24 protein-coding genes are annotated in these 22,673 nt (G+C 45.4%); 6 read left to right on the top strand and 18 right to left on the bottom strand.

Going from position 1 to position 22,673, the window contains the following annotated elements:
- Positions 1–115: 115 nt before the first annotated feature.
- A complete protein-coding gene (locus AAHT65_RS04640; RefSeq protein WP_063638171.1) occupies positions 116–637 on the bottom strand; it encodes a YwhD family protein in 522 nt (173 codons plus the stop codon).
- A 12-nt stretch (positions 638–649) separates the two neighbouring features.
- Positions 650–1,309, bottom strand: a complete 660-nt coding sequence (locus tag AAHT65_RS04645; protein ID WP_003326482.1) for a site-2 protease family protein — start codon at positions 1,307–1,309, stop codon at positions 650–652.
- Between the two features lie 108 nt (positions 1,310–1,417).
- On the opposite strand from AAHT65_RS04645, the gene AAHT65_RS04650 reads away from it, so the two are divergent.
- Positions 1,418–1,606 carry a 2-hydroxymuconate tautomerase gene (locus AAHT65_RS04650; protein WP_003326481.1) on the top strand — a complete coding sequence of 63 codons (189 nt, stop codon included), beginning with the start codon at positions 1,418–1,420 and terminating at the stop codon, positions 1,604–1,606.
- A 49-nt stretch (positions 1,607–1,655) separates the two neighbouring features.
- Here AAHT65_RS04650 and AAHT65_RS04655 read toward each other — a convergent pair whose 3' ends face one another.
- Complete coding sequence (locus AAHT65_RS04655; RefSeq protein ID WP_061669064.1) at positions 1,656–2,075, bottom strand: MarR family transcriptional regulator; 420 nt, start codon at positions 2,073–2,075, stop codon at positions 1,656–1,658.
- Between the two features lie 585 nt (positions 2,076–2,660).
- Between AAHT65_RS04655 and AAHT65_RS04660 the strand changes: the two genes are divergently transcribed.
- A complete protein-coding gene (locus AAHT65_RS04660) occupies positions 2,661–4,040 on the top strand; it encodes an amino acid permease (protein WP_063638174.1) in 1,380 nt (459 codons plus the stop codon).
- 102 nt (positions 4,041–4,142) lie between these two features.
- On the opposite strand, the gene AAHT65_RS04665 is transcribed toward AAHT65_RS04660, so the two are convergent.
- The 3 genes from AAHT65_RS04665 to AAHT65_RS04675 all read right to left on the bottom strand — a co-directional run bounded on the left by AAHT65_RS04665 (position 4,143) and on the right by AAHT65_RS04675 (position 6,366).
- On the bottom strand, positions 4,143–4,643 hold the full coding sequence (locus AAHT65_RS04665) for a YwgA family protein (RefSeq protein ID WP_003326477.1): 501 nt from the start codon (positions 4,641–4,643) through the stop codon (positions 4,143–4,145).
- A gap of 34 nt (positions 4,644–4,677) precedes the next feature.
- Positions 4,678–5,979: an HD domain-containing protein gene (locus AAHT65_RS04670; RefSeq protein ID WP_010790260.1), complete on the bottom strand. Its 1,302-nt coding sequence runs from the start codon at positions 5,977–5,979 to the stop codon at positions 4,678–4,680.
- Between the two features lie 165 nt (positions 5,980–6,144).
- Positions 6,145–6,366, bottom strand: coding sequence for a DUF1450 domain-containing protein (locus AAHT65_RS04675; protein WP_003326475.1), 222 nt, complete (start codon positions 6,364–6,366; stop codon positions 6,145–6,147).
- A gap of 237 nt (positions 6,367–6,603) precedes the next feature.
- Between AAHT65_RS04675 and zapB the strand changes: the two genes are divergently transcribed.
- Positions 6,604–7,377, top strand: coding sequence for a cell division protein ZapB (gene zapB, locus AAHT65_RS04680; protein WP_268515587.1), 774 nt, complete (start codon positions 6,604–6,606; stop codon positions 7,375–7,377).
- Positions 7,378–7,455: 78 nt separating this feature from the next.
- Here zapB and AAHT65_RS04685 read toward each other — a convergent pair whose 3' ends face one another.
- From AAHT65_RS04685 to AAHT65_RS04695, 3 genes are all read right to left on the bottom strand, one after another.
- Entirely contained in the window at positions 7,456–8,346 is an 891-nt protein-coding gene (locus tag AAHT65_RS04685) for a DMT family transporter (protein WP_343311045.1), read from the bottom strand.
- 248 nt (positions 8,347–8,594) lie between these two features.
- A complete protein-coding gene (locus AAHT65_RS04690; protein WP_106360175.1) occupies positions 8,595–9,440 on the bottom strand; it encodes a lipoate--protein ligase family protein in 846 nt (281 codons plus the stop codon).
- 58 nt (positions 9,441–9,498) lie between these two features.
- Positions 9,499–10,386, bottom strand: coding sequence for a LysR family transcriptional regulator (locus tag AAHT65_RS04695; RefSeq protein ID WP_035175337.1), 888 nt, complete (start codon positions 10,384–10,386; stop codon positions 9,499–9,501).
- Positions 10,387–10,498: 112 nt separating this feature from the next.
- On the opposite strand from AAHT65_RS04695, the gene AAHT65_RS04700 reads away from it, so the two are divergent.
- Positions 10,499–11,488: a YeiH family protein gene (locus tag AAHT65_RS04700; RefSeq protein ID WP_343311046.1), complete on the top strand. Its 990-nt coding sequence runs from the start codon at positions 10,499–10,501 to the stop codon at positions 11,486–11,488.
- A gap of 195 nt (positions 11,489–11,683) precedes the next feature.
- Here the strand turns inward: AAHT65_RS04700 and pta are convergent, their stop codons facing one another.
- Entirely contained in the window at positions 11,684–12,655 is a 972-nt protein-coding gene (gene pta / locus AAHT65_RS04705; protein WP_003326463.1) for a phosphate acetyltransferase, read from the bottom strand.
- 266 nt (positions 12,656–12,921) lie between these two features.
- Between pta and hemQ the strand changes: the two genes are divergently transcribed.
- The gene (hemQ, locus tag AAHT65_RS04710) at positions 12,922–13,686 is read left to right on the top strand and encodes a hydrogen peroxide-dependent heme synthase (protein ID WP_343311047.1); all 765 of its coding nucleotides are present in this window, start codon (positions 12,922–12,924) and stop codon (positions 13,684–13,686) included.
- A 30-nt stretch (positions 13,687–13,716) separates the two neighbouring features.
- Here the strand turns inward: hemQ and AAHT65_RS04715 are convergent, their stop codons facing one another.
- Positions 13,717–14,946, bottom strand: a complete 1,230-nt coding sequence (locus AAHT65_RS04715) for an MFS transporter (RefSeq protein WP_343311048.1) — start codon at positions 14,944–14,946, stop codon at positions 13,717–13,719.
- Between the two features lie 236 nt (positions 14,947–15,182).
- On the opposite strand from AAHT65_RS04715, the gene AAHT65_RS04720 reads away from it, so the two are divergent.
- Complete coding sequence (locus AAHT65_RS04720; RefSeq protein ID WP_343311049.1) at positions 15,183–16,388, top strand: multidrug effflux MFS transporter; 1,206 nt, start codon at positions 15,183–15,185, stop codon at positions 16,386–16,388.
- Positions 16,389–16,425: 37 nt separating this feature from the next.
- Here the strand turns inward: AAHT65_RS04720 and bslB are convergent, their stop codons facing one another.
- The 7 genes from bslB to AAHT65_RS04755 form a co-directional block, all read right to left on the bottom strand.
- Positions 16,426–16,887, bottom strand: a complete 462-nt coding sequence (gene bslB, locus AAHT65_RS04725; protein ID WP_343311050.1) for a biofilm surface layer hydrophobin BslB — start codon at positions 16,885–16,887, stop codon at positions 16,426–16,428.
- 340 nt (positions 16,888–17,227) lie between these two features.
- Positions 17,228–17,683, bottom strand: a complete 456-nt coding sequence (locus AAHT65_RS04730; protein ID WP_003326455.1) for a dTDP-4-dehydrorhamnose 3,5-epimerase family protein — start codon at positions 17,681–17,683, stop codon at positions 17,228–17,230.
- Positions 17,680–18,528: a dTDP-4-dehydrorhamnose reductase gene (gene rfbD / locus AAHT65_RS04735; RefSeq protein ID WP_106360177.1), complete on the bottom strand. Its 849-nt coding sequence runs from the start codon at positions 18,526–18,528 to the stop codon at positions 17,680–17,682. Before rfbD ends, AAHT65_RS04730 begins: the two co-directional genes overlap by 4 nt.
- A gap of 19 nt (positions 18,529–18,547) precedes the next feature.
- On the bottom strand, positions 18,548–19,498 hold the full coding sequence (rfbB, locus tag AAHT65_RS04740; RefSeq protein ID WP_094232949.1) for a dTDP-glucose 4,6-dehydratase: 951 nt from the start codon (positions 19,496–19,498) through the stop codon (positions 18,548–18,550).
- Between the two features lie 2 nt (positions 19,499–19,500).
- Positions 19,501–20,238: a sugar phosphate nucleotidyltransferase gene (locus AAHT65_RS04745; RefSeq protein WP_063638182.1), complete on the bottom strand. Its 738-nt coding sequence runs from the start codon at positions 20,236–20,238 to the stop codon at positions 19,501–19,503.
- 85 nt (positions 20,239–20,323) lie between these two features.
- On the bottom strand, positions 20,324–21,190 hold the full coding sequence (locus AAHT65_RS04750) for a GNAT family N-acetyltransferase (protein ID WP_061669053.1): 867 nt from the start codon (positions 21,188–21,190) through the stop codon (positions 20,324–20,326).
- Positions 21,191–21,245: 55 nt separating this feature from the next.
- Positions 21,246–22,673 carry a CDP-glycerol glycerophosphotransferase family protein gene (locus AAHT65_RS04755; protein WP_343311051.1) on the bottom strand — a complete coding sequence of 476 codons (1,428 nt, stop codon included), beginning with the start codon at positions 22,671–22,673 and terminating at the stop codon, positions 21,246–21,248.

Below are 22,673 nucleotides of genomic sequence, written 5' to 3' on the forward strand. Positions count from 1 at the left end.
CCCCGAGTCTTGGTTCGGCTCGGGATTTTCCATGTCCTAGTTCTATGTCATCAGTTTACTCAAATGACCGTGAAAAAAGTGCAAATATTCATAAAGTTCACAAAAAGTTCACAAACTACTTTTCTTCTTGAAGCAATCCCGCCTTCAATTCTGATGAAGAGCGTTCCCACAAGCCTTGATCGTGATTTTTCAAAAAGGCTGCGAGCACTTGCTTCGAGCTGTCATCCATTTTATCAATGATAATGTGCCGCTTCATTGATTTATCCATGAGATTTACGTGCTCCGGCAAGGATTTGTAGCCTCTTCGGATGCCTCTGTCCACTGTCATTTCACAAGCGGTGACACCGGCATAATAAGGGCCCTCTTCTCTTCTGTCGATGGTGACCCATACAAGCCAGTACGGCTTTCCGTTCGGCACATCCTCTTTATTCGGCAAGAACTTAATTCCTTTTTCAACAACACTGCGTGCGTGCATCGCGCCGATATCAACGAATGCTTCCTTTTCCTCCACATCTACAAATACGGGAGAAATGTTATCGAGGCTGAGCGCCCCCACGCCAAAACCGCCATGTCCGTCCGTCGGATCACTTTTGATAATATTAAATCCGATTGATTTTTTCTTCTTTCCTTCTTCCATGAGTCATACCTCCTACAAAAGCGGTTGAAATATCGTTGTAAACAACTCAATAATCGAATCCCTGCCCTTACCGAGCATAGGCCAGAGCACGTAAGATCCGAGCGGGGTAATAAATAAAATTAAAAACACAATAACGCCGTAACTTTCATATTGAGAGAGCTTGACGCGCAGACGCGGCGAGACGAGATCTTCAATAATCCGATAGCCGTCCAGAGGCGGCAGCGGCAGCAGGTTAAATAAAAACAAGACAAGATTTAAATTGATCCAAATGTTGAAAAATTGGTCCAAACCAGTACTGAAAGCCGATAGCAGCTCGGCTCCGTAAGCATGCATCAACACTAACAAAAGGAAACCGATAAACGCAAGAATCAGGTTGCTGACAGGTCCTGCAATAGAGACCAGAATTCCCGCCAGACGGGGTTTTTTCAAGAGATTGCGATTCACCGGCACCGGCCGCGCCCATCCAAAGCCCATGACTAAAATTAAAATCGTTCCGAACGGATCAAGATGTTTGATCGGATTCAGTGTCAGCCGGCCTTGCTTTTTCGCTGTATCATCACCGAATAAATACGCCACATAGGCATGGGCAAGCTCGTGCATCGTAAATGCGACAATCAATGTGATCACAAGATATGGCATCAGTTCTAACGGATAATATAAAAAACGGTCCAAAGGCTGAAATCCCTCTTTCTAAAATGCAAGAATTTACTTTATTCAGTATACTATAAGAAGCCTCTCTACCTAAAGGGAGTAAACGATTTTAAGGAGGATTCAGCACTCATGCCATACGTAACCGTCAAAATGCTCGAAGGCCGTACAGATGAGCAAAAGCGCAACCTTGTCGAGAAAGTGACAGAAGCAGTAAAAGAAACAACCGGAGCGGCTGAAGAAAAAATTGTCGTCATGATTGAGGAAATGAGAAAGGATCATTATGCCATCGCCGGCAAACGCTTAAGCGATATGGAATAATCTCCTTATAAAGGCCAGTGCGTCATACACGCGCCGGCTTTTTCTTTTCCTATTGCATGATTTTCTTTATGAGTGAAAAAAATGTCTGCTTCTCTTCTTCCGTTAATCGGCCAAACATATCATCAATCAGGCTTTGCCTGTTTTCAATCATTTGAACAGCAGCCTGCCTGCCCGATTCAGAAAGCGTGATCCACACAGTGCGGCGGTCATCGTTATTTCTGGACCGTTCGATCAATCCTGCCTGTTCTAAGTGATTAAGCGCAGTCGTCGTCGCAGATGGAGACAGCGTCACTTCCTGTAAAATATCTTTAATGGTGCAACTTCCGTGTCTATAAATAATGCGGAGAATAAATCCACGAATATTATTCACAGGTTTCGGGACGGTTGCTTCATCTAATTGTTTCGTTGTTTTCAAATACTTCGTGAGAGCGTGATCAAGCAGATTGGCTTCCATTTTATCGTAATTCATGTGAGGTTCCTCATTTCCAGATCCATTCATCAGAACATCTGAATGCTTTTACTACATATTTTACTGATATCCTCCTGATAAAGTCAAAAAAGCAAGCTGATGCAGCACAACTTTTTAACTAGTTCAGGGAAATAAATTCCCTTTTATTCCAATATTTAATTCTAAAATAGAATTATTCAGAAACTAATCTATTTTACAAAGTTTTTAATTTATTCTAAAATGGTATTTATTCGGCTGCTTTTATCCCCTGCCGCTTTCAAACGTTATGGCTGACATCTCAGCCAGAGATGCTGGTTTTATAGGAGGGATTCAGGTAAAATCAATAAGTATGGCTTTTTATCGCTGACATCTGCAAAGATATCAGCGTGTTCGGCGGAGACAATATGGTGTACTCACGGCAGAAAAAGTAACTGGTGCCGGCAATGTTCGAAGACTGAATTTCATACCTTTAAGGAAATCATTTCAAAAGCAGCTGCCCGCAAACATTCGGGCAACATACAAAAAAAATGATTTAAAAACTATGTAACACGGGCAAAAGCCAAAGAATTCCTCATAGCTTTTGCTTCTTGGATGGAGGGATGCGTGTTGCGGAATATCCTGCAAAAGAAAGACATTGGTCAACTGCTTGAACAAAGCCGCAGCCAAAAAACGGCTAAAACAATGGGCGCTTTCGATTTAACCTTAATGGGAATCGGCGCTGTAATCGGAACGGGCGTAATGGTGCTCACAGGTATCACAGCCGCAAATGATGCCGGTCCTTCCGTGATTTTTTCATTTATTATAGCCGCTGTCGTGTGCAGTCTGGCAGCGCTTTGTTATGCGGAAATTGCTTCCTGCCTTCCTGTATACGGGAGTGCATATATTTATTCGTACACGACAATGGGAGAAATCATCGGCCACCTTATGGGCTGGACATTGTTATCCGTGTACATGGTGACAACTTCTGCGGTGGCGAGCGGCTGGTCCAGCTACTTTAATAATTTGTTAGGCGGTTTCCATTTATCTATACCGGATACCCTGCTGACCGTACCGAGCCAAGGAGGAACCGTCAATCTTCCTGCCATTATCATTACATTGCTGATTACGGCTGTGCTTTCGAGAGGTTCAAAGGAAAGCAAAACCTTCAATAATGTAATGGTGCTTGTGAAAATAAGTATTGTTTTATTATTTATAGTAACCGGAAGCTTTTATGTAAAGCCTGACAACTGGCATCCTTTTATGCCTTACGGTATGCAAGGCATTATCACCGGGGCTTCTGCGGTCTTTTTTGCATTTTTAGGGTTTGACGCCATCTCAGCGTCTGCTGAAGAAGTCAAAAAACCGCAGCGTAATTTGCCAATCGGCATTATCGGCTCATTGCTGGTTTGCACAATGATCTATGTACTCGTCTGCCTTGTCATGACGGGAATGGTTCCTTATTCCGAGCTGAATGTGCCGGAAGCCATGTCTTACGTGTTAGAAGCCGTACACCAAAACGCTGTGGCGGGCATTATTTCAGTGGGGGCTATCATTGGCCTGATGGCTGTTATTCTTGCCAATACATACGCCGCATCGCGAATTTCCTTCGCGATGGCAAGAGACGGAATGCTGCCGAAAGTTTTCAAAATTGTCGGCCGAAAATCAGAAGCGCCAGTCTGGAATACTTGGCTGATCGGAACATTAAGCGCCCTTGTGGCTGGATTCATTGACCTGAAAGAGCTGTCTAACCTCGCCAATATCGGCGCGCTGCTCACCTTTGCCATGGTCAGCTTATCCGTTTTGATTCTGCGCCGCACCCATAAGAATCTGAAACGCGGATTTCGTGTCCCGTTTGTTCCGGTGCTGCCTATCCTCTCCATTGTCTGCTGTTTGTTCTTAATGATCAACCTGCCGGGGAAAACGTGGCTGTATTTTCTGATCTGGATTATCGTAGGCGCGGCCGTTTACTTTTTGTATTCGTACAAGCACAGCTTATTAAGAAAATAAATGAAAACCAGCCCGCTTTACAGTGGACTGGTTTTTTTCTTGTCATAGAGAAATAAAAAAGGCAAAAGAAACGGGCGCATCCCCTGTTCTTTTGCCTTTCCATTAACAAATCTGCTTCAGTTCCTCTATGTATTGAAGCGCTTCGTCATATTCTTCGTTTGTATATTTCAGCTTGCTTTTAATGGTGAACACCTTATTTTTCTTCTCCTCAGCCTCAAGCCCGTCAAAGTACATAATCGTGGAGACAAGCTCCAGAAACCGTGATGAACGGCTGTTGACGCGGTCGATATACTCCTTCATATCGGGCATATCAAGTTCAGCGTGATGCAAGAATTCCGCCCCCGTGTCCGTCAGCGAATAACGGTATTGAAAATAACCGCCCTTTTTCTCTTTGACCTCATGCAGAAATCCGAGGTTGCACAGCTCTTCTATTTGAAGTGTCAGTTCCTCAGAATAAGGGCCGTAAAAGTGAAAATCGTATTTTTCATAAAAAGGGTACTGCATTTTCTTAGCGATATAAATCATCTTTTGCAGCTTCTTCCGCCCGACGATTTCTCCAGAATCCGAGAACACCTTCATCAGTTTTGCATGTTCTTTCAACAAATCCCCGACATCTCCTTTTTCCTTCATTACATCTCTATGTCAGTCCCAGCAGCTGCTGGATTTTCATTTTCGCTTCCCTGTTTTCTGATCCGCCGGTAATAAGGTCCATCGGAAAATACAGCTTATGGTCGGTCCGTCTTTTCCCCGAAATCGAGTCAACGATGGCTGACTGTCTGGACAATTCTTTAATTTGCCCGCTTTGCGTTAAGAGGTGAATCGGCAGACGCTCTTCTTCCTCTCCCGGCCGGTAAAAATCATACGGCAGGTCGGACGAAGAATCGACAACCAAATAATAGCCCGGGTCAATCCCCGCCTCTTTGAACAAAGCTGTCAACTCAAAGTAAGCCGTCATTTCTTCATTTGGATTAAATTCAACGTATTGGAACAGCTGGCGGTTAATAAATCTGCGGCAAAGGTCGGACAGAATCGCGTCCTCTTCTTCTTCCCAAGCCTGAAAATAGTACAGGATAATCGACTCGTCCAGCTTCAGATAATCCTCAAGCGTCAAATTCCCTTCAAAAATCGAGTAAAAATGAACCGGAGCATGCGTGAAGATATAGCCTTCCTCATGCAGCTGCTTTGCTCTGTGCAGGATTTTTGTCAAAATGACTTCGGCACTCCGGGTGACCGGGTGGAAATAGACCTGCCAGTACATTTGATAACGGCTCATAATATAATCTTCGACAGCATGCATCCCGCTCTGTTTAATCACAATCTGATCCTCGCGCGGGCGCATGACCCGAAGAATCCGCTCCATATCAAAGTGGCCATAGCTCACACCCGTGTAATAGGCGTCCCGCTGAAGGTAATCCATGCGGTCCGCGTCAATCTGACTCGAAATCAGGCTGACCACTTGCTTATTCTTATATGTTTTGGCAATGACTTCAGCGACATCCCGCGGGAAATCGGGACTTACTTTTTTGAGAACCTGGTTGACTTCCGTATCTCCCAAAATGATGTCCCTTGTAAAATCTTCATGATCAAGATGAAAGACTTTCTCAAATGAATGTGAAAACGGCCCGTGCCCCAAATCGTGGAGCAGCGCGGCGCTCAGACAGAGTTCACGCTCACTGTCATCCCATTCCGGCCGGCCTTTAAAGACATCGTCAACCATTCTTCTGACAATCTCATAGACACCGAGAGAATGGTTAAAACGGCTGTGTTCAGCTCCATGAAATGTCAAATAGGTCGTGCCGAGCTGTTTAATCCGGCGCAGCCGCTGAAATTCACGGGTCCCGATTAAATCCCATATCAGCTTGTCCCGGACATGCACATAGCGGTGCACCGGATCTTTAAACACTTTTTCTTCTGATAATTTTCCATTTGGATACGCCATCGTCATTCCCTCTTTTTTTTAGCCATGCTTCTATTATATCGGCTCTATTCTTTGAAAACATCCTTGAATTTGTCCGGCGTTTTGTTCCAGTTTACCGAAAAACGCTTTTTATGAAGCAAAAAAGCCTGACCCATGGGCCGAGGCTGTTAAAAAAACAACTTTTCGTTATTTTATTTTCTTTTTTACTTTTTCAAGCAGCTCATCCTCATTCGGAGCTGACAGCGGACGATTGTTCACAAAAGCAAACGATTTTTTCCGCCCGGGACCGCAATAAGATTGGCAGCCTACTTCCACTTTGGCATCCGGGTCCACTTCTTTTAAACGCGGCAGCAATGTTTTGATATTTGTGGCTTGGCAATCATCACACACTCGAAATTCATTAGCCATGACGTACGCTTCCCTTCATTCTATGTTCATCTATGTCAAACATTTAAATACGCTCTTAAAAAATAACATCACTCTTAATTGTACAAGGATTCGCCAATTCCCGCAAGCAGTCTTAGTAAAATCCCGCCTCATCGCGTTTTTCCTCCGTATCTCCTATTCTTTCAGCAACCTTGTATAAATATTTTCCAATCTGGACATTCTAATATCATCAAAAGAATATTTGGGGGTTGAGATCCAATGTCAAAACAACGTCAAGACGCTTGGTCAGAAGAAAATGATTTGCTGCTTGCCGAAACCGTGCTGCGGCATGTACGAGAAGGAAGCACTCAGTTGAACGCCTTTGAAGAAGTCGGCGATAAATTAAACCGCACATCTGCGGCCTGCGGGTTCAGGTGGAACGCCGTCGTCCGGCATCAATATGAAAAAGCTCTTCAGCTTGCCAAAAAACAGCGAAAACAGCGAATGAGGGCTCTCGGAAACGGCCAGCCTGCGAAAAAACGTTTATTATATCAGCCGCCGGCAGTTGAGACTGAGGCGATCAATGAACCAGCCGTACAAGAACCCGTTCAAACCGAGGCAGCGGCGCCGGAAGAGACTCAGGTTCCTGTTATGACAGGTGAACATATGCCTTATGTAGATGAAAGTTTTAAGGAAGAGTTAGCTAGTCTATCACACTTATTGTCTCCTCAATCAGCCGCACCGGAGATGACGATGGACGATGTCATCCGCTTTTTACAGGGTTATCAAGGCAACAATGAACAATCAGCGGCATTTAAGATGGAAAATGATCGTTTAAAACAGGAAAACAAAGAATTGCAAAGCAAAATCGAACAGCTTGAAACAGAGGTTCAAAAGCTTGAAAAGGATCACACAACGATCCAGGAAGACTACGAAACCCTTGTCAGAATCATGAATAGAGCAAGAAAACTAGTTTTATTTGAAGAAGATGAACATGCCTCACCATCATTTAAGATGGATCGGAACGGAAATCTAGAAAAAATGGCCGAATAGCAAAAACCCCCTTTTATATTGTGAAAAGGGGGTTTTCACCTTTTGTATTCTTTATTGTTTTATATTAAGGTGAATCTATTAAGACACATGAACGCTTCCTGCCGGTTCATGTTTACGCGGCGACACGGAGATCACCAGTAACCCTAACAGCATAAGGGCGATTCCAATCCATGAGGAAATCGTCAGCATCTCACCGATAAAGAAAACCCCCAATAACGCCGCTGTCAGCGGCTCTGCCAAGGATAACGTGACCGCAGCGGAAGCGGGGACGGCCGTCAGCCCTTTTGTAAACATAAAGTATGCCGCACATGTCGTGACGATCCCTATATAAAGGCTTACGCCGGCTCCGCGCCCTGTGAGTATCCAAGCCGTATCTTCCTGCAATAAAAGCGGTGAAAGCAACAATGCGCTGATCATAAAGATAACGGCTGCCGAGGCTTCGGGAGATTGGGTTTTAATCAGCGACTTACTGATTAACGTGTAGCCCGCAAAAGACGCGCCCGCACCCAGAGCCAGAATGACACCAGTAAGTTCAACATGAACAGCAGAACTGTCGGCGAACAACAGCCAGCATCCGGCAAGAGCCAGAACCGTAGCGGCCCACCATGACTTTTGCGGACGTTTTTTAAAAACAGCCCATTCCAAACTTCCGGCTATAACAGGGGCGCTCCCGATCGCAATGACAGTGCCCACGGCGATTCCCGTCTCTTTAACGGCGGTGAAAAAAAACGGCTGATAACAAGCCATGCAGACTGCGGCAAGAAAAACCAATCGCCACGACCAGTTCTTCACATCAAGCTTTCCGCTTATAAAAACGACCAGAAGCATTGCGCTGCCTCCTATCAACAGTCTGATTGCCCCAAAGGCCAGCGGAGTTGACTCTTCAGGGGCCAAAGCCTGCACAGTGCCTGTTGTGCCCCAAAAGAAAGCCGCCGCAAGCACAAACAAACTATAAAGATTGCCTTTCATATGTATTTCCCCTTTTTATCCTGAGATTGTTCTTTTATTTTATCGCTTTTCCGGTTTGCATTTTTGTCCGTTTGCAAGAAATAGTTATCCAAAGGAAGGAAAGGCATTGAATCACTATCAGGAATGCAACTGTCTAATGATAAAAAGACGCTTTATCAGGATATATACTCTCGCAGAAAAAAGGTCATCCAAAAAATCATATAAAAAAGCCTGGAACCATTCCAAGCTTTCAGCATTTCTCTATTTACTTAACCAAACACTTTTTCATTCCGCTCGACCATCCGGACAAGGTTTTTCTCAAACTCCAGCTCTTCATCTATTGTTAATCCTGCCGAATAGAGGTGGATGCCCAGTTGTTTTAGCTCTGTGAGTAACGACAGCATTAAATCTTGAACGGTGATATCCGTTTGCAGCAGTTCGCTTAAGGAAGCCATTGTTTCCGGGCGTATATCGGGGTAGACTCCTTTTACGTCATTCGATTTATCTTTCAGGGCGGCTTGATAAAATCGCCTGATCAGATCAGCCCGTTCGCTTCCGCTTTTATCAGCGCAAAGGTAAATCTGGACAGCAACCCCGCCGCGAAGGCGCCGTTGGGAAATGCCGGCAAATTTTTTGCCGCCGATGCTGAGGTCATAGCTTCCCGGGCAGTATGAGCCTTCAATTTCGTACGCCTCAATCTTCGCCTCATATGATTTCAGCATACGTTTCATCAGCTCGACCATCGCTTCGTAGCCTCTGTCTATGTCGATCCCCTTTTTTTGGTCTTCAAATATGAGTGAAATGTTCAGGACGCCCTCATCCAAAACGACTGCGAGACCGCCTGAGTTTCGGACAATGACGCGATAACCCTCGTTTTCTAATAATCTTACGCCGTCTTCCAAATACGGCAGCCTTGTGTCCTGAATGCCGAGAACAATGGTTTGGTGGTGCACCCAAGAACGGGCTGTCGCCGGCGATAGTCCTTTGCCAACAGACGCGCACAGCGTGTCGTCCATCGCAAATGATTGTTTTGCGTCAAAATATGGGCCGAGACTGGATTGGTCAATTATTCTCCACTTCGGCTGCATCAATAGATCAATCGGTTGCTTTGCCATCTATGTAAAACCCTTTCGTTATAGGTTTATGAATGAGACTATTATATCATTTCAGCCGTTATGATTGAAAATTGCTTTTGAGCAGGGTGATAAAGATTTCTTTGTTCTTCGTATTCTCCATAATAGGAGATTGGATGTATGAAAGCTTGCGTTTTAAAGCAAACCCTTTGACGTTGAGCACCGAAATGCTGTGATATGCCAGGTCCTTTTGCAGTACGCTTCTTGATAAAACGGACAGCCCCATTCCGCTGATAACGGCTTCTTTTACGCCTTGGTTGCTGCTGATGGTCATCATGGACTTCGGCCGCAGACCGTTTGAGGCAAGCACATGATCCAAGTATTCCCGCGTGCCTGAGCCCTTTTCTCTTGTGATCCATGCTTCGTTTTGCAAATCATTGATGGGGATGTTTTTTCTCCCGGCTAATGGGTGCTGGTTCGGCGCGGCGATACATAGTTCATCCTCCATAAAAGGCTGAATCTCCAGTTCATTCTCTCCCGTATGTCCCTCAATCAGCCCAATATCCGCTTGAAGCATCCTTACACGTTCACTCACTTCTTCTGTATTTCCGATCATTACGTCCACATTCAGCTCTGGATACGCCTTAAGCAGCTGGGCAAGAATCGGCGGCAGAATATACTCTCCGATGGTGAAGCTGGCAGCGATTTTCAACTCGCCTTTCACATAATGATGGTGCGCATATATCTCTGATTTGGCCTGATCATAAAGAAAAACCATTTGCTTTGCCCTCTGATACAAGATGTCTCCTGTCGGCGTCGTAGTAAAATGCTTCGGCGACCGGTTGAGCAGCGCGGTCTGAAACTCTTTTTCCAGGTTTTTAATATGCAGACTGACACTCGGCTGGGAAATCATCAGCTTTTGCGCCGCTTTTGTGAAATTTTTTTCTTCCACAACAGCGATGAACGTTTTCAGTTCGCCATAATACAAAGCTTCCACCTCAATCATTAATATTTTTTATCATTACAATCATTTAACTGTATTTTACTAATGATATAAACCCCTGTAAAGTGAAGCTATACCAATGAAGGAAGTGTAACCTATGCGCACCTCATTTTCTCTTATACACGGGCTGGCGCTTACCGCCGCCCTTGCCCTCTCAAGTGTTTGGGCCGTCCGGCTGCCTTTCTTATCCATGCTGGGACCCCTTGTGATCGCGATGATGCTCGGCATCATGTTTCGTTCTATTTTCGGCACAAAGAAAACATTACAGCCCGGGATTTCTTTCTCCAGTAAGCATGTTCTGAGATTGGGCATTATATTGCTCGGCATGAGGCTGAATCTGACGGATATTTATCATGCGGGCGCAAACGTATTCTTTGTCGCGGTCTTTAGTATGGCTTTTTCATTAGCCGCAGTGTATATCCTGTCCCGCTGGTTTCGCGTTGATCAAAAACTCAGCATCTTGACAGCTTGCGGGACTGCCATTTGCGGAGCTGCCGCTGTCGTTGCCATCGCCCCGCAGATTAAAGCAAATGATAACGAGACGGCAATAAGCGCAGCAGCCGTTTCTTTATTAGGCACCCTGTTTACCGTCATCTATACAGTGATTTATTCAATCATCGGGTTGGCACCCGGCGCTTTCGGCGCATTTGCCGGCGGAACTCTTCATGAGGTCGCACATGTTGTGGCTGCCGCTGCCGCCGGCGGCAGCGATGCTGTCGATATGGCGATTATCGTAAAGCTCACAAGAGTCGCCTTACTGGTGCCTGTCGCGCTGATACTCGGCATGATGACGCAGAGGAAAAAGGGAGCCGGGAAGCTTTCATTTACTTCTTTGCCGATTCCTTGGTTTATTCTTGGTTTTCTGGCGATGAGCGCTTTTCATACGTCTGGTATGATTCCGGAAGCGCAGGCGGAGCAGATTGTGAACGCTTCTTATTTTCTGATCGGTATGGCCATGGCCGGGCTTGGTTTAAAGGTGCATGTTTCCGAGTTTCAAAAAAATGGAGGGAGGGCGCTGGCAGCCGGTCTCATCGGCTCGGTTCTGTTATCATTGTTTGGTTATATGATTGTTTTCCTCCTTATATAATGAAACCGCTTTCGTTTTTAGGTGTAAGAAGTTTTCCACTTTGTCTCGGGGTGACACGAAACGTTAAAGAAGGAAAAAGCAGAGATGATGTGCTTGATGCGAAGTCAGGCGCCAGCCATTATGCAACCGCCTATCAAAAAAGCTTGCAGTCATAAAAAAGCAGCCCCGCCATGCGGGAGCTGCTGTTTTCTATTATTACAGCGCTTGAACCGCCGTAATAAGGGCAAGGTTGTAAACATCCTCTGCGTTACAGCCTCTTGAAAGGTCGTTAACAGGCATGTTTAAGCCTTGTAAAATCGGTCCTACCGCTTCAAAGTTGCCCAGACGCTGTGCGATTTTATAGCCGATGTTTCCTGCTTCAAGGCTTGGGAATACGAATACGTTCGCATCACCTTTGATTTCGGAATCCGGCGCTTTTTTCTCAGCGACAGAAGGCACAAATGCCGCGTCAAACTGGAATTCGCCGTCAAGAGTAAGCTCAGGGGCTTTTTCTTTTGCGATTTTCACCGCTTCTGCTACTTTTTCAGTCTCATCTGACTTCGCTGAGCCTTTTGTAGAGAAGCTTAGCATTGCTACCCGAGGCTCGATGTTGAACATTTTAGCCGTATTGGCGCTTTCGATTGCAATTTCAGCAAGGTCCTGGCTGTCAGGTGCAATGTTGATCGCGCAATCCGCAAATACATATTGTTCGTCGCCGCGCGCCATGATGAATACGCCGGAGGTTTTTTTCACGCCTTCTTTTGTTTTGATAATTTGAAGAGCAGGGCGCACTGTGTCTGCTGTTGAATGAGCCGCTCCGCTGACAAGCCCGTGCGCAAGACCTTTGTACACAAGCATCGTGCCAAAGTAGTTTTCGTCTAAAAGAGCTTTACGAGCTTGTTCTTCCGTTGCTTTCCCTTTTCGGCGTTCAACGAAAGCCTGTACAAGGTCTTCCATGCCTTCATATGTATGTGGATCATAAATATCAACGCCTTCAAGCGTTAAATTCAATTCTTTCGCTTTAGCTTGAATCTCATTTTCACTGCCGATCACGATTGGCTGAAGCACTTTGTTTCCGGCAAGGTTGTTTACCGCTATTAAAATACGTTCATCTAAACCTTCAGGAAATACGATTTTCACGCCTTTTCCTGCTACTTTTTCTTGCACTGTTGAAAATAAATCTGCCACAATATACCCTCCTTGAATTTGCAAAAAACGCTTTCTTTTATTAGCATACTCTTCTTCCAGCTAAATTCAAATAACCAACTTTTATTATAGCGCTTTCATTTAAAAATCTTATTTTTCTAACTAATTTAATCAACTGAAAGTCTTCTTATAGTTTCCCTCTGATTTTCAAAGATTATACGAAGAGATATTCAAGGTTTCTACACAGAAGAATCGGATAAACTATGGTATAGTGTAGGCATAATGAAGAGATATAGGAGTGAAGATAAATGAGTGAACAGCAATTGACAAATGAAGCAGCAAAAACGCTTGACGGCTGGTACGCCCTGCATGATTTCCGTACGATGGACTGGGCTTCCTGGAAACTGCTTTCAAGTGATGAACGCGAATCCATTACATATGAATTTACGGGCTTGCTTGAAAAATGGGGCGTTGCCCAAAAAGAAGGAAAAGGTTCGCAGTCTCTGTACAGCATCGTCGGCCAAAAAGCTGATTTCATGCTGATGGTTCTTCGCCCGACAATGGAAGAATTAAATGAGATTGAGCTTGAATTCAATAAATCAAGACTCGCTGAATTCACCATTCCGGCATACTCCTACGTGTCAGTCGTCGAACTGAGCAACTATTTGGCAAGCGGAGAGGGCGATCCTTACGAGAATCCGCATGTGCGTGCACGCCTTTATCCTGAACTGCCTGAATCAAAGCATGTGTGCTTCTATCCGATGGATAAAAGAAGATCAGGCAACGACAACTGGTATATGCTATCAATGGAAGAGCGCAGAAACTTAATGAGAAGCCACGGTTTAATCGGACGCAGCTATGCAGGGAAAGTGAAACAAATCATCACAGGCTCTGTCGGCTTTGACGATTATGAGTGGGGCGTTACACTGTTTAGCGACGATGTTCTTCAATTTAAAAAGCTTGTATACGAAATGCGCTTTGACGAAGTCAGCGCCCGCTACGGCGAATTCGGTTCGTTCTTTGTCGGCAACTACCTGCCAAAAGAATCACTGCCTAAATTTTTATATGTATAATCAGCTCTCCCGTCGTACGGCGGGAGTTTTTTATTGGTGCAGCGTCTCTTCCATATTCTGATCATGAGTGCTGTACCGTTTATATCCATACACACTGAGCACAAATCCGCATAGGGTGATGACGGCACAAATCAAACCGACGAAGGAATAACCGTACCGGATGTAAACAGGTCCCATAACCGCCGAGCCTAAGGTCACTGCCAAATTTGATGCCAGACTGTAGAATGCCATGATTTTCCCGCGGTGATGGTGGGAACAGTCGCTCAGAATCGTACTGAGCAGTGTTACCGTCAGGCTTTGCATTACGCCCCAGATCAATAAACCGATACATAAAAGCGGCAGTGATTTCGGTGCATACGGCAAACACGCTAATAGTATACTGAGGACAGCCATAGCGATAACAAGAGACCGCATTTTCCCGAAACGGTCCGCTGCCTTACCGGAAAAAACACTCATGGAAAAGCCGATGCCATATATCATGATAAACAGCCCCGCCACAGTATTCCCTCCCGAAAATACCTGCTGGAGATATGTCCCTAAATAAGAATACATTCCATAAAAGCCCGTCATGTTGCAAAAGGTAATCGTAATGTAGACCGGCACCCGCGGCACACGAAGCGCCTGAAGGAACGTACCGGCCGGCTGCTCTCCATTTTCTTGCCCGGCTTTTCCGCTGGCAGAGCCGCGCGCCTCATATAAAACCAAAGCCAATACAAGCAGACCCATAAAAGCGAAAATCCAAAATGTCCATCTCCAATTTAGAGAGCCGCCGATAAAAGCTCCTAATGGCACGCCAAAAATCAGCGCGAGCGACCAGCTTGAAACAATCAGTCCCATCACCTTTCCGCGATATTGATAAGGAACGCGGTCTCCTACAACCGCATAAGCGGTCGGCACAAATGCGCCTGCCGCCAGACCGGAAAGCGCGCGCCCTAAAAAGAATGTGTATAGATCCTGCGCCGCGGCGCATATGACCGTTCCGATGATAAATAAAGAGAGGCCAATCATCAAGCATAGCTCTCTCGAATATTTATCGCCGATAGGAACTAACAGCGGCGCGCCAGCTAAAATCATGATCCCGTACATACTGATAGAAAGTGCCAGCACATCAATACTTGAATGAAAGGTTTGTGCCAAATCTGGCAGCAGCGGAGAAATCACTAGTTCTTCAGATCCGGCCGCAAACACGCCCAATGTCAGAGCGAGTGCTAATAAAATCGGAAAATGGCGTTTCGTTTCAATCATATTATCGGTTTTCATATATATGGACACCTCTTCAAATACTGATTTCCATATAGTTTAGCATTGTGGAATATCTTTTCACATTCCGTTTGATAAAGTAAATTCATTTATAATTTTCAAGTGTATACCTTATTCTAAAAATATTTTTCATTCAAAAATCTTTACTCAAACACACTTCTTCTCCGCTCATTAAACATAAATGAGCATTATGGTATAGTGATAGAAATCAAATGTAATATGAGGTGGATTGTTTCATGAACAAAGTTTATACACAAGCAAAACCAATTAAGCTCGGCATGGTTTTGCTCCTCGGAACGCTGGCGTCTTTCGGGCCCCTTTCGCTCGATATGTATCTCCCCGCTCTTCCGCAGGTCGCAAATGATCTTCATACAACGGCTTCTCTCGCACAGCTAAGCCTAACCTTCTGCCTGCTGGGGCTGGCTTTAGGACAAATTGTCGTCGGACCGCTAAGTGATATGAAAGGCCGCAGGAAACCGCTGATCGTTTCGATGGTGTTTTATGCGCTCTCTTCCATTTTGTGCGCTTACAGCCCTTCCGTCACTTTTTTGATTATCATGAGATTTATCCAAGGCTTCACCGGAGCTGCCGGCATTGTCATTGCCCGTGCGTCCGCTCGTGATATGTATTCAGGGAAAGAATTGACGGCTTTCTTCTCCATGCTGATGCTGGTGAACGGGGCGGCTCCGATATTGGCGCCGATCACCGGGGGATTTGTCCTTCAATTTTCTGAATGGCCGACGGTCTTTATCATTTTAGCGATTATCGGTTTTTTCATTTTTATTGCCGTGACGGCCGCTTTGCCTGAATCACTGCCTATCGAAAAACGGACAACGGGAGGCCTGAAAGAAACCTTGCAAACCTTTCGGCTCTTGCTTGGCGACCGTTCTTTTATGGGATTTGCTTTCAGCCAGGCTTTCATTCTGACCGGCATGTTCGCTTATATTTCCGGTTCGCCGTTTGTACTGCAAAATATCTTCGGTGTTTCGGCGCAAATGTTCAGCTTTTTATTTGCGGTAAATGGCGCGGGAATTATCGCTGCCACCCAGATCACCGGGAGGCTTGCCGCAAAACGTGATGAGCGGACACTGTTCACATTCGGCCTGATGTTATCCATCATCGGAAGTATCGCACTTCTTGCTGCGCTTGCTCTGAATTTGGGCATCATCGCAGTCTGCATTGCCCTGTTTGTGATCGTGTCCTGCGTCGGGATCGTGACAACCACAGGTTTCGCATTAGCGATGCAAAAACAGGAGAAAGGCGCCGGAAGCGCAGCCGCGCTTCTCGGCCTCTTACCATTTATCGGCGGCGCGCTTGCCGCTCCCTTAGTCGGCATCGCTGGAGAAGAAAATGCATGGCCGATGGCTTTGAGCATCTTCGGCTTCGATCTTCTGGCAGTTCTTTCTTACGTTTTCCTTGTAAAAAGAAACACGCAGACATGATAGAACCCTCCAATTTTTATTGGAGGGTTCTTATTATTTAGCGCGGATCAATTACCAATTGAGTTTCAGCGTAAAAGCTGCCGATTCCCAAACCTTTTACCATATCACCTTTAATCGTGTAAGTTCCTGCGCGCGGAAGGTTTTTGCGAACCATGACTAGTTCAAATTCCGCTGCGCCTAACAAATCAAGTGTGAACGGGAGTCTGACTTTTTTCCCGTCATTTAATATCTGTGTTTCTTTCAGCGTTTTTCCATTGATCGAGTCTCTCGTATTGGCATGAAAACCGGCCGGGAAATTAAATTCTATCGTTCCGAGAGAAAGAACGGCCTTTGGTCTGTATGTCACTTCAATATCTGAAGTCGCGTATTCTTTCGTACTGTTAATGGTTTTTGCTTCGATTGATGCTGATTGCGCATTCGCATGGACAGAAGGAAGCAAGATGGATAGCAGGACAGCTGAACTGATGAATACTGAAAATAATGATGTTCTTTTTAGCATGACATTTTCCTCCTCATGATCACTATTGAAGTTGGTCAGAGCGTCCTCTGAAGAGAAAAAGAGCGTGAATCTCGTAAATTCGCGAATTACTTTTTCTTTTTCTTGAGATAAATCTAACACCATTTTCCATGGAAGTAAATGCTTTTTTAGGGATATGACAACTTGATATTGTTTGAGACATTCAGCTTAGCCGGACAAGGACCAAACGAATGATTTTTACCCTCCGGCTAGTAAAATATACAGTCTTTAATCAATACTATTTTCCTTTCAAGTTAAAGGGATTAAAAAAATCGAAGATACCTCTTGATCTTCGATTTGCGTCCGGCTATTTTGCTGTATATTATCGAAAAGTTGTGTTCCAGTTAAAACCGATTGTCTCGTCATTCCAAGGGATTCTTTTTTCATCGGGCTGATCAGGGTTATACGAGGTTGTAGTGAAATAGATAATCGTCAGCGGTGTTTCTCCAAGCACCCTATAACCGTGGGCGACTCCTTTTGGAATCAACAGAAGCATCGGATTGTCTTCTCCCATAAAGTAGACATCCGTTTCTCCTTTCGTTTCAGAATCGTCACGCAGGTCATAAAGGACAACCTGGGCGTGGCCTGTCGGGAAAAACCAGAGATCATCCTGCTTTTCATGATAATGAAACGCTTTAATTACGCCCGGATAGCTTTTTGACCATGAGGCCTGCCCGAAATGTTCAAGAAGATTCTCGTCATCCCGAACAAGCTCGGCGAAAAAACCTCTGTCATCACTATGCTTCGTCAGCTTTTTGACTTTGACTCCTTTAATCACTTCACTTCACTCCTCTCCTGTAAATAATCACGCAGTGCATCACGCCAATGCCGCGGCCGTATTCCGCGTTCATTTATCGCCTGGTGGCTTAAAACAGAGTAAGCGGGGCGCGGTGTGAGATTTCCGTATTCCTTTGTGCTCACTGGCAGAATCGTTGTGTCCAGTCCGCTTTCTTCCATAATGGCCGCGGCGAATTCATACCAGCTGCACATACCTGAGTTACTGACATGGTACACGCCCGGGGGATGGCCAAACAGCGTAATGACCGCTTCTGCTAAATCCTTTGTATAAGTCGGCGAACCGATTTGATCATTGACGACGCGCAGCTCATCTTTTGTTTCAGCAAGCTGTAGCATGGTATTGACGAAATTATGGCCTCCGCTTCCGTATACCCAGGAGGTCCTGATAATGGTGCTGCCCTTGCCGGCTAATCGAATCAGCTCCTCCCCGAGTTTTTTGCTTTTACCGTATATTGTGCTTGGTTCGGGGGTATCGTCTTCTTTGTAAGGACTTGTGCCTTTTCCGTTAAACACATAATCCGTGCTGATATGAAAATATGCCGCACCGATGCCTTCTGCCTCCAGCGCTGTATAATAGGCTCCGATCCCATTGATTAAATATGCTTTCTCCAGCTCTGTTTCACATTTGTCAACAGACGTAAACGCCGCTGTGTTGACGACAATGTCCGGCCGATAATGGCGAAAGGAATGCCGCACTGACCGATGATCAGCAATATTCATCATCGACTTCGTTAACGCGATGACCTCATATCCGGCTTGCTTCAACTGGCGGCACAGTTCTCTTCCGAGCTGTCCGCCGGCGCCGGTCACTAAAACCTTTGTCAATCGGATCACCTTCTTTTTATCATTGGCCGTTATCTGTATACCAGCGAACGGTCCGCTTAATCCCCTCTTCAAACGTAACTTCCTGACGCCAGCCCAGCTCGTTTTTCAGCTTAGAGGCATTGATCGCGTAGCGCCGGTCGTGCCCTTTCCTGTCTTCCACATGAGCAAACAGCTCCTGATCGCAGCCAAGATGCTTCAAAATGGCACTGGCAAGCTCTTTATTCGTCCGTTCATTGCCGCCGCCGATATTATAAACCTCACCGTTCGTTCCTTTTTCCAAAATCAGCTTAATCGCGCGGCAATGATCCTCGGCGAACAGCCAGTCTCTGATCTGTAATCCGTCACCGTACAGCGGAACCGGCTGGCCTTTTGCCGCGTGGCGGATGATAGTCGGAATCATTTTTTCCCGGTGCTGATAAGGACCGTAATTGTTGCTGCATCTTGTGATAATGGCCGGAAGCTGATGGGTTTTGACATAGGACTGAACGAGGAGATCTGAGCTGGCCTTGCTGGCGGAATAAGGATTATTAGGTGAAAGCGGTGTCGTTTCCGTAAATGCCGGGTCATCCGGTTCTAAATCTCCGTATACTTCATCTGTTGAAATGTGGATCAGTTTTTTTGCCTTTCCGTGCAACACAGCCTCCGCCAGCCGATACGTCCCCATGACATTGGTTGTGATGAAAGGCTCCGCCTGCGAAATGCTTCTGTCTACATGGGATTCAGCCGCGAAATGAATCACAGCGTCATAGCTCTCATCAAATGCCCGGTCAATATCCGCCTGACTGCTGATATCTCCTTTGATAAACCGAAATCGGCTGTTTCCCTTCAGCTTTTCCATTTCTTTCGGATGGCTCGCATAAGTGAGTTTATCAAAGACCGTAATGCGGGCGTCTGTCTCCTTCAGCATCAGTTTTGTAAATGTGAGCCCGATAAAGCCGGCTCCGCCTGTAATCAAAAATGATTGTGCCATGATTATTTTTCCTGTCCTTTCTGCAATGCTTGATATGCCAATGTGGAAGCAAGGTGAAGCGATTCATGAGTGCCGGCATCCACCCACCAGCCCGTTAACACATCATACGTGAGCTGGCTGTGTTCAATGTATAAATTATTCACATCAGTAATTTCAAGCTCGCCGCGCTTTGAAGGAGAGATTTGTTCAATATAGGAAAACACTTCCGCATCATACATATAAATACCGGTTACGCAAAGATTGGTCGGCGGTTTTTCAGGCTTTTCAATAATGGAACGAATCTTGTTATGCTGTTCATCAATTTCCGCAATCCCGAAGCGCTCAGGGTCATTGACTTCTTTTAACAGCACCTTCGCTCCTTTTCCCTGTTTCTCAAACCGCTCTGTAAAAGGCCGCAATGAATCTTCAAATACATTATCACCTAATAATAAGATGAAAGGCTCTTTTCCGGTAAAGCGTTTTGCATAGGATAAACCGTCTGAAATCCCTGAAGCGGCGGGCTGAACCTGATACGTAACGGAAACACCCAGCTCCTCTCCGGTTCCAATGAGTTTATGAAACTGCGGTAAATATTCTTTTTGAGTGATGAGTAAAATATCTTTAATTCCGGCTTCTTCAAGCTTCATAATCGACCAATAGATCATAGGATACGGACCTACGGGAAGCAAATGTTTATTGACCGCTTTGGTGAGCGGCATAAGGCGCGAGCCGGTTCCTCCAGCTAAAATAACACCTTTCACGTTAACACATCCTTACGTGCGTTTTTGTACCTGTATTAATGGCCAGATAGCACACCCCGGCTTATGTTCAATATGAAACCTGCCATTATTTCGCCTTCCTGCCCGGCCACAAATGGTAATAGTAGAACGATTGCGCCGCGGTAAAGCCCATTCTTTCATAAAGTCGGATTGCCCTTACGTTGTGAAGCTGCGTCCCTGCTGTTATTGTTTTATGCTGAAGGCGTTCCGATTGTTCTATGATGTCCGCCAATAAATGATAACCGATTCCTTTGCCTTCAAATCCGGGTTTTACAGCCATCAGATCAAGAACAAACTCTTCGCCCCTTGAAAGGCCTTGAAGATAGCCGATGATCTCGCCTTTTTGCTTCGCCACAATGTTTATATCCGCTCTGCCGTTTACATTATTCCGTGTCCATTCTTGAAAGATCCGGTTCGCTTCTTCATGACTGAGATAAGGATCTTGAAAATATCTGCTTTTTATAAATGCGTCCCGGGATAACCGGCAAATCTCATCCGTGTCTTCAGGCTCGGGCGCTGAAAGTTCAAACGGAGCGTCTTCCCCATATAGACAAGCTGGTTTCGTCAGCTTAATCAGACTGCCGACAAAATAAGAGGAGGGAAGCTGCTGCATGACTTGCATCGCTCCTATATCCTCCGCCGGAATCCGAACGAAAATAAAATCAGTCCCCTCCGCCTGCCGGGCCGTATAAAAGGCTTGAAACAGCAGTTTCAGCTGTCCTCTGCTGTTTGCGGCCAGCTGTTTAACGTTCATCACTTGTTTATTGAGCATTTGGCTTTCCCAAAGAGAGTCTTCATATAAAATGACACCTTGAATCTGGTTGTTCTCCAAAAGGCAGAGCGAGGACTCATATTGTTCGTCAGAGGCAAGCTGTTTGCTTTGAAGAAACGCTGCAATCATGTCTTGCGGCAAATTTTCTTTTATGGTGTACAATTAATCAATCCCTTCCATATTTTCATTTTTACACCTATTTTTAACTCCCCTCTTTTTATGCAAGATGATCCCGCCTGTAATCAACCCCCGTTTTTTCTTTCAAAAATGTTAATAAGGCGTCCGCTGACTGTTCAACCGGATAATTGGCAGCCACAAATTGAAGGCGGGCCTGCTCGGCTTTCTTATGCATATCAGGTTTTTCCAAAACCTCAGCCAACGTTTCAACCAGGTTTTCAGGCTGTTCAAAGATGAATTCTCCGAGTGATTCGTAGTAGGGGTAAGAGCGGCTCCCATTTGATCTTCCGATGAAAGCGGGCTTTTGAAACAGCATAGCTTCAAGACCGACTGTGGAGGTTTGGGTGATCGCCGCATCAACGTACGGGAGAATATCATACAAGCCCATTTCCTTTTTAATCACTTTACAGGCTTTATGTTTTTTCATCGCCGCTTGATACATGCTGAGCTTATTTTTGCCGATTTCCCACGGGTGAGGCTTGATGACAAGCTGAAGATGCTGATGGTTCATCAGCTCATTTATCACACCGGAATAGAAATCATCTGAAAAAGGCTGTGTAGCGATCAGAATTGTTTGTTTAGATGGGTGAAAGGACAGTTTCCGATGAAAGGTATCCGATTCGATCGGTTTTCTGTGAAAAATTTGGTCAAAACGAGGGTGTCCGGTTATGATGATTTGCTCCGGGCTGCAGCCTTTCTGTTTGTACCACTCTGCTTCATAAGCGCCAAATACAGCTTGATACGAGGTGAAAACAGGCAGAAACGCCTCATCTCCCATGAGTGCGCCATGCTGGAGACAAATGCTTACAGCCTTTTTCTTTTCACATGTCAATGCGAGCACTCTGCTGTAGATGTCTTCAGTGGTCCCTACCACAACGGCGGAAATCTTTTCAGTCTCAAATAAAGCGTCCACTGCATCAATCGCTTCTATAAATAAAGGAATGTCCTTAAAAAGCCGATTTTGAAATGCTTCATCTCCGAATACCGTGTGTGCCTCCAAGGCGGAAAGTATGGAGGAAGCCTTTTCGATATACGGCTGAGGGTCTCCTTTTTTGTCCGATGCCGCAAGATCAAGTTTAGAAATCACAGGCAAATCGCAATGATGCGGCAGGCTCCATCTCGCCAAAACAGCCGTTGTCGCAGGGTCAAATTGATAATAATTTTCGTCGATAAACCGCAAATGATCGAAATGCAAAATGACCTTTCCCAGAGCAGGTGCTTCATCAGCCGATTTTTTTATGCTTTGTTTTTTGATGTCAAAGAAGGGCTGAATCTGCTCTTCAGCGATGTGCTGCTCAGCCGGTCCAAAAAGCTCCGCATCAGTTTCCATGCGCTCTCTCAGTTCAGGGCTGATATATTGGTAAAAATTACTGAGCAATGCAAGCGGAATATCCTTATAGCGAAGTTTGTCAAAAAACATGACAAACTGCCGATACAGCACCCAGTAATTAGCTAAGTAAGCCGACAA

Source organism: Bacillus atrophaeus (assembly GCF_039519175.1).
GTDB classification, from domain to species: Bacteria; Bacillota; Bacilli; order Bacillales; family Bacillaceae; genus Bacillus; species Bacillus atrophaeus.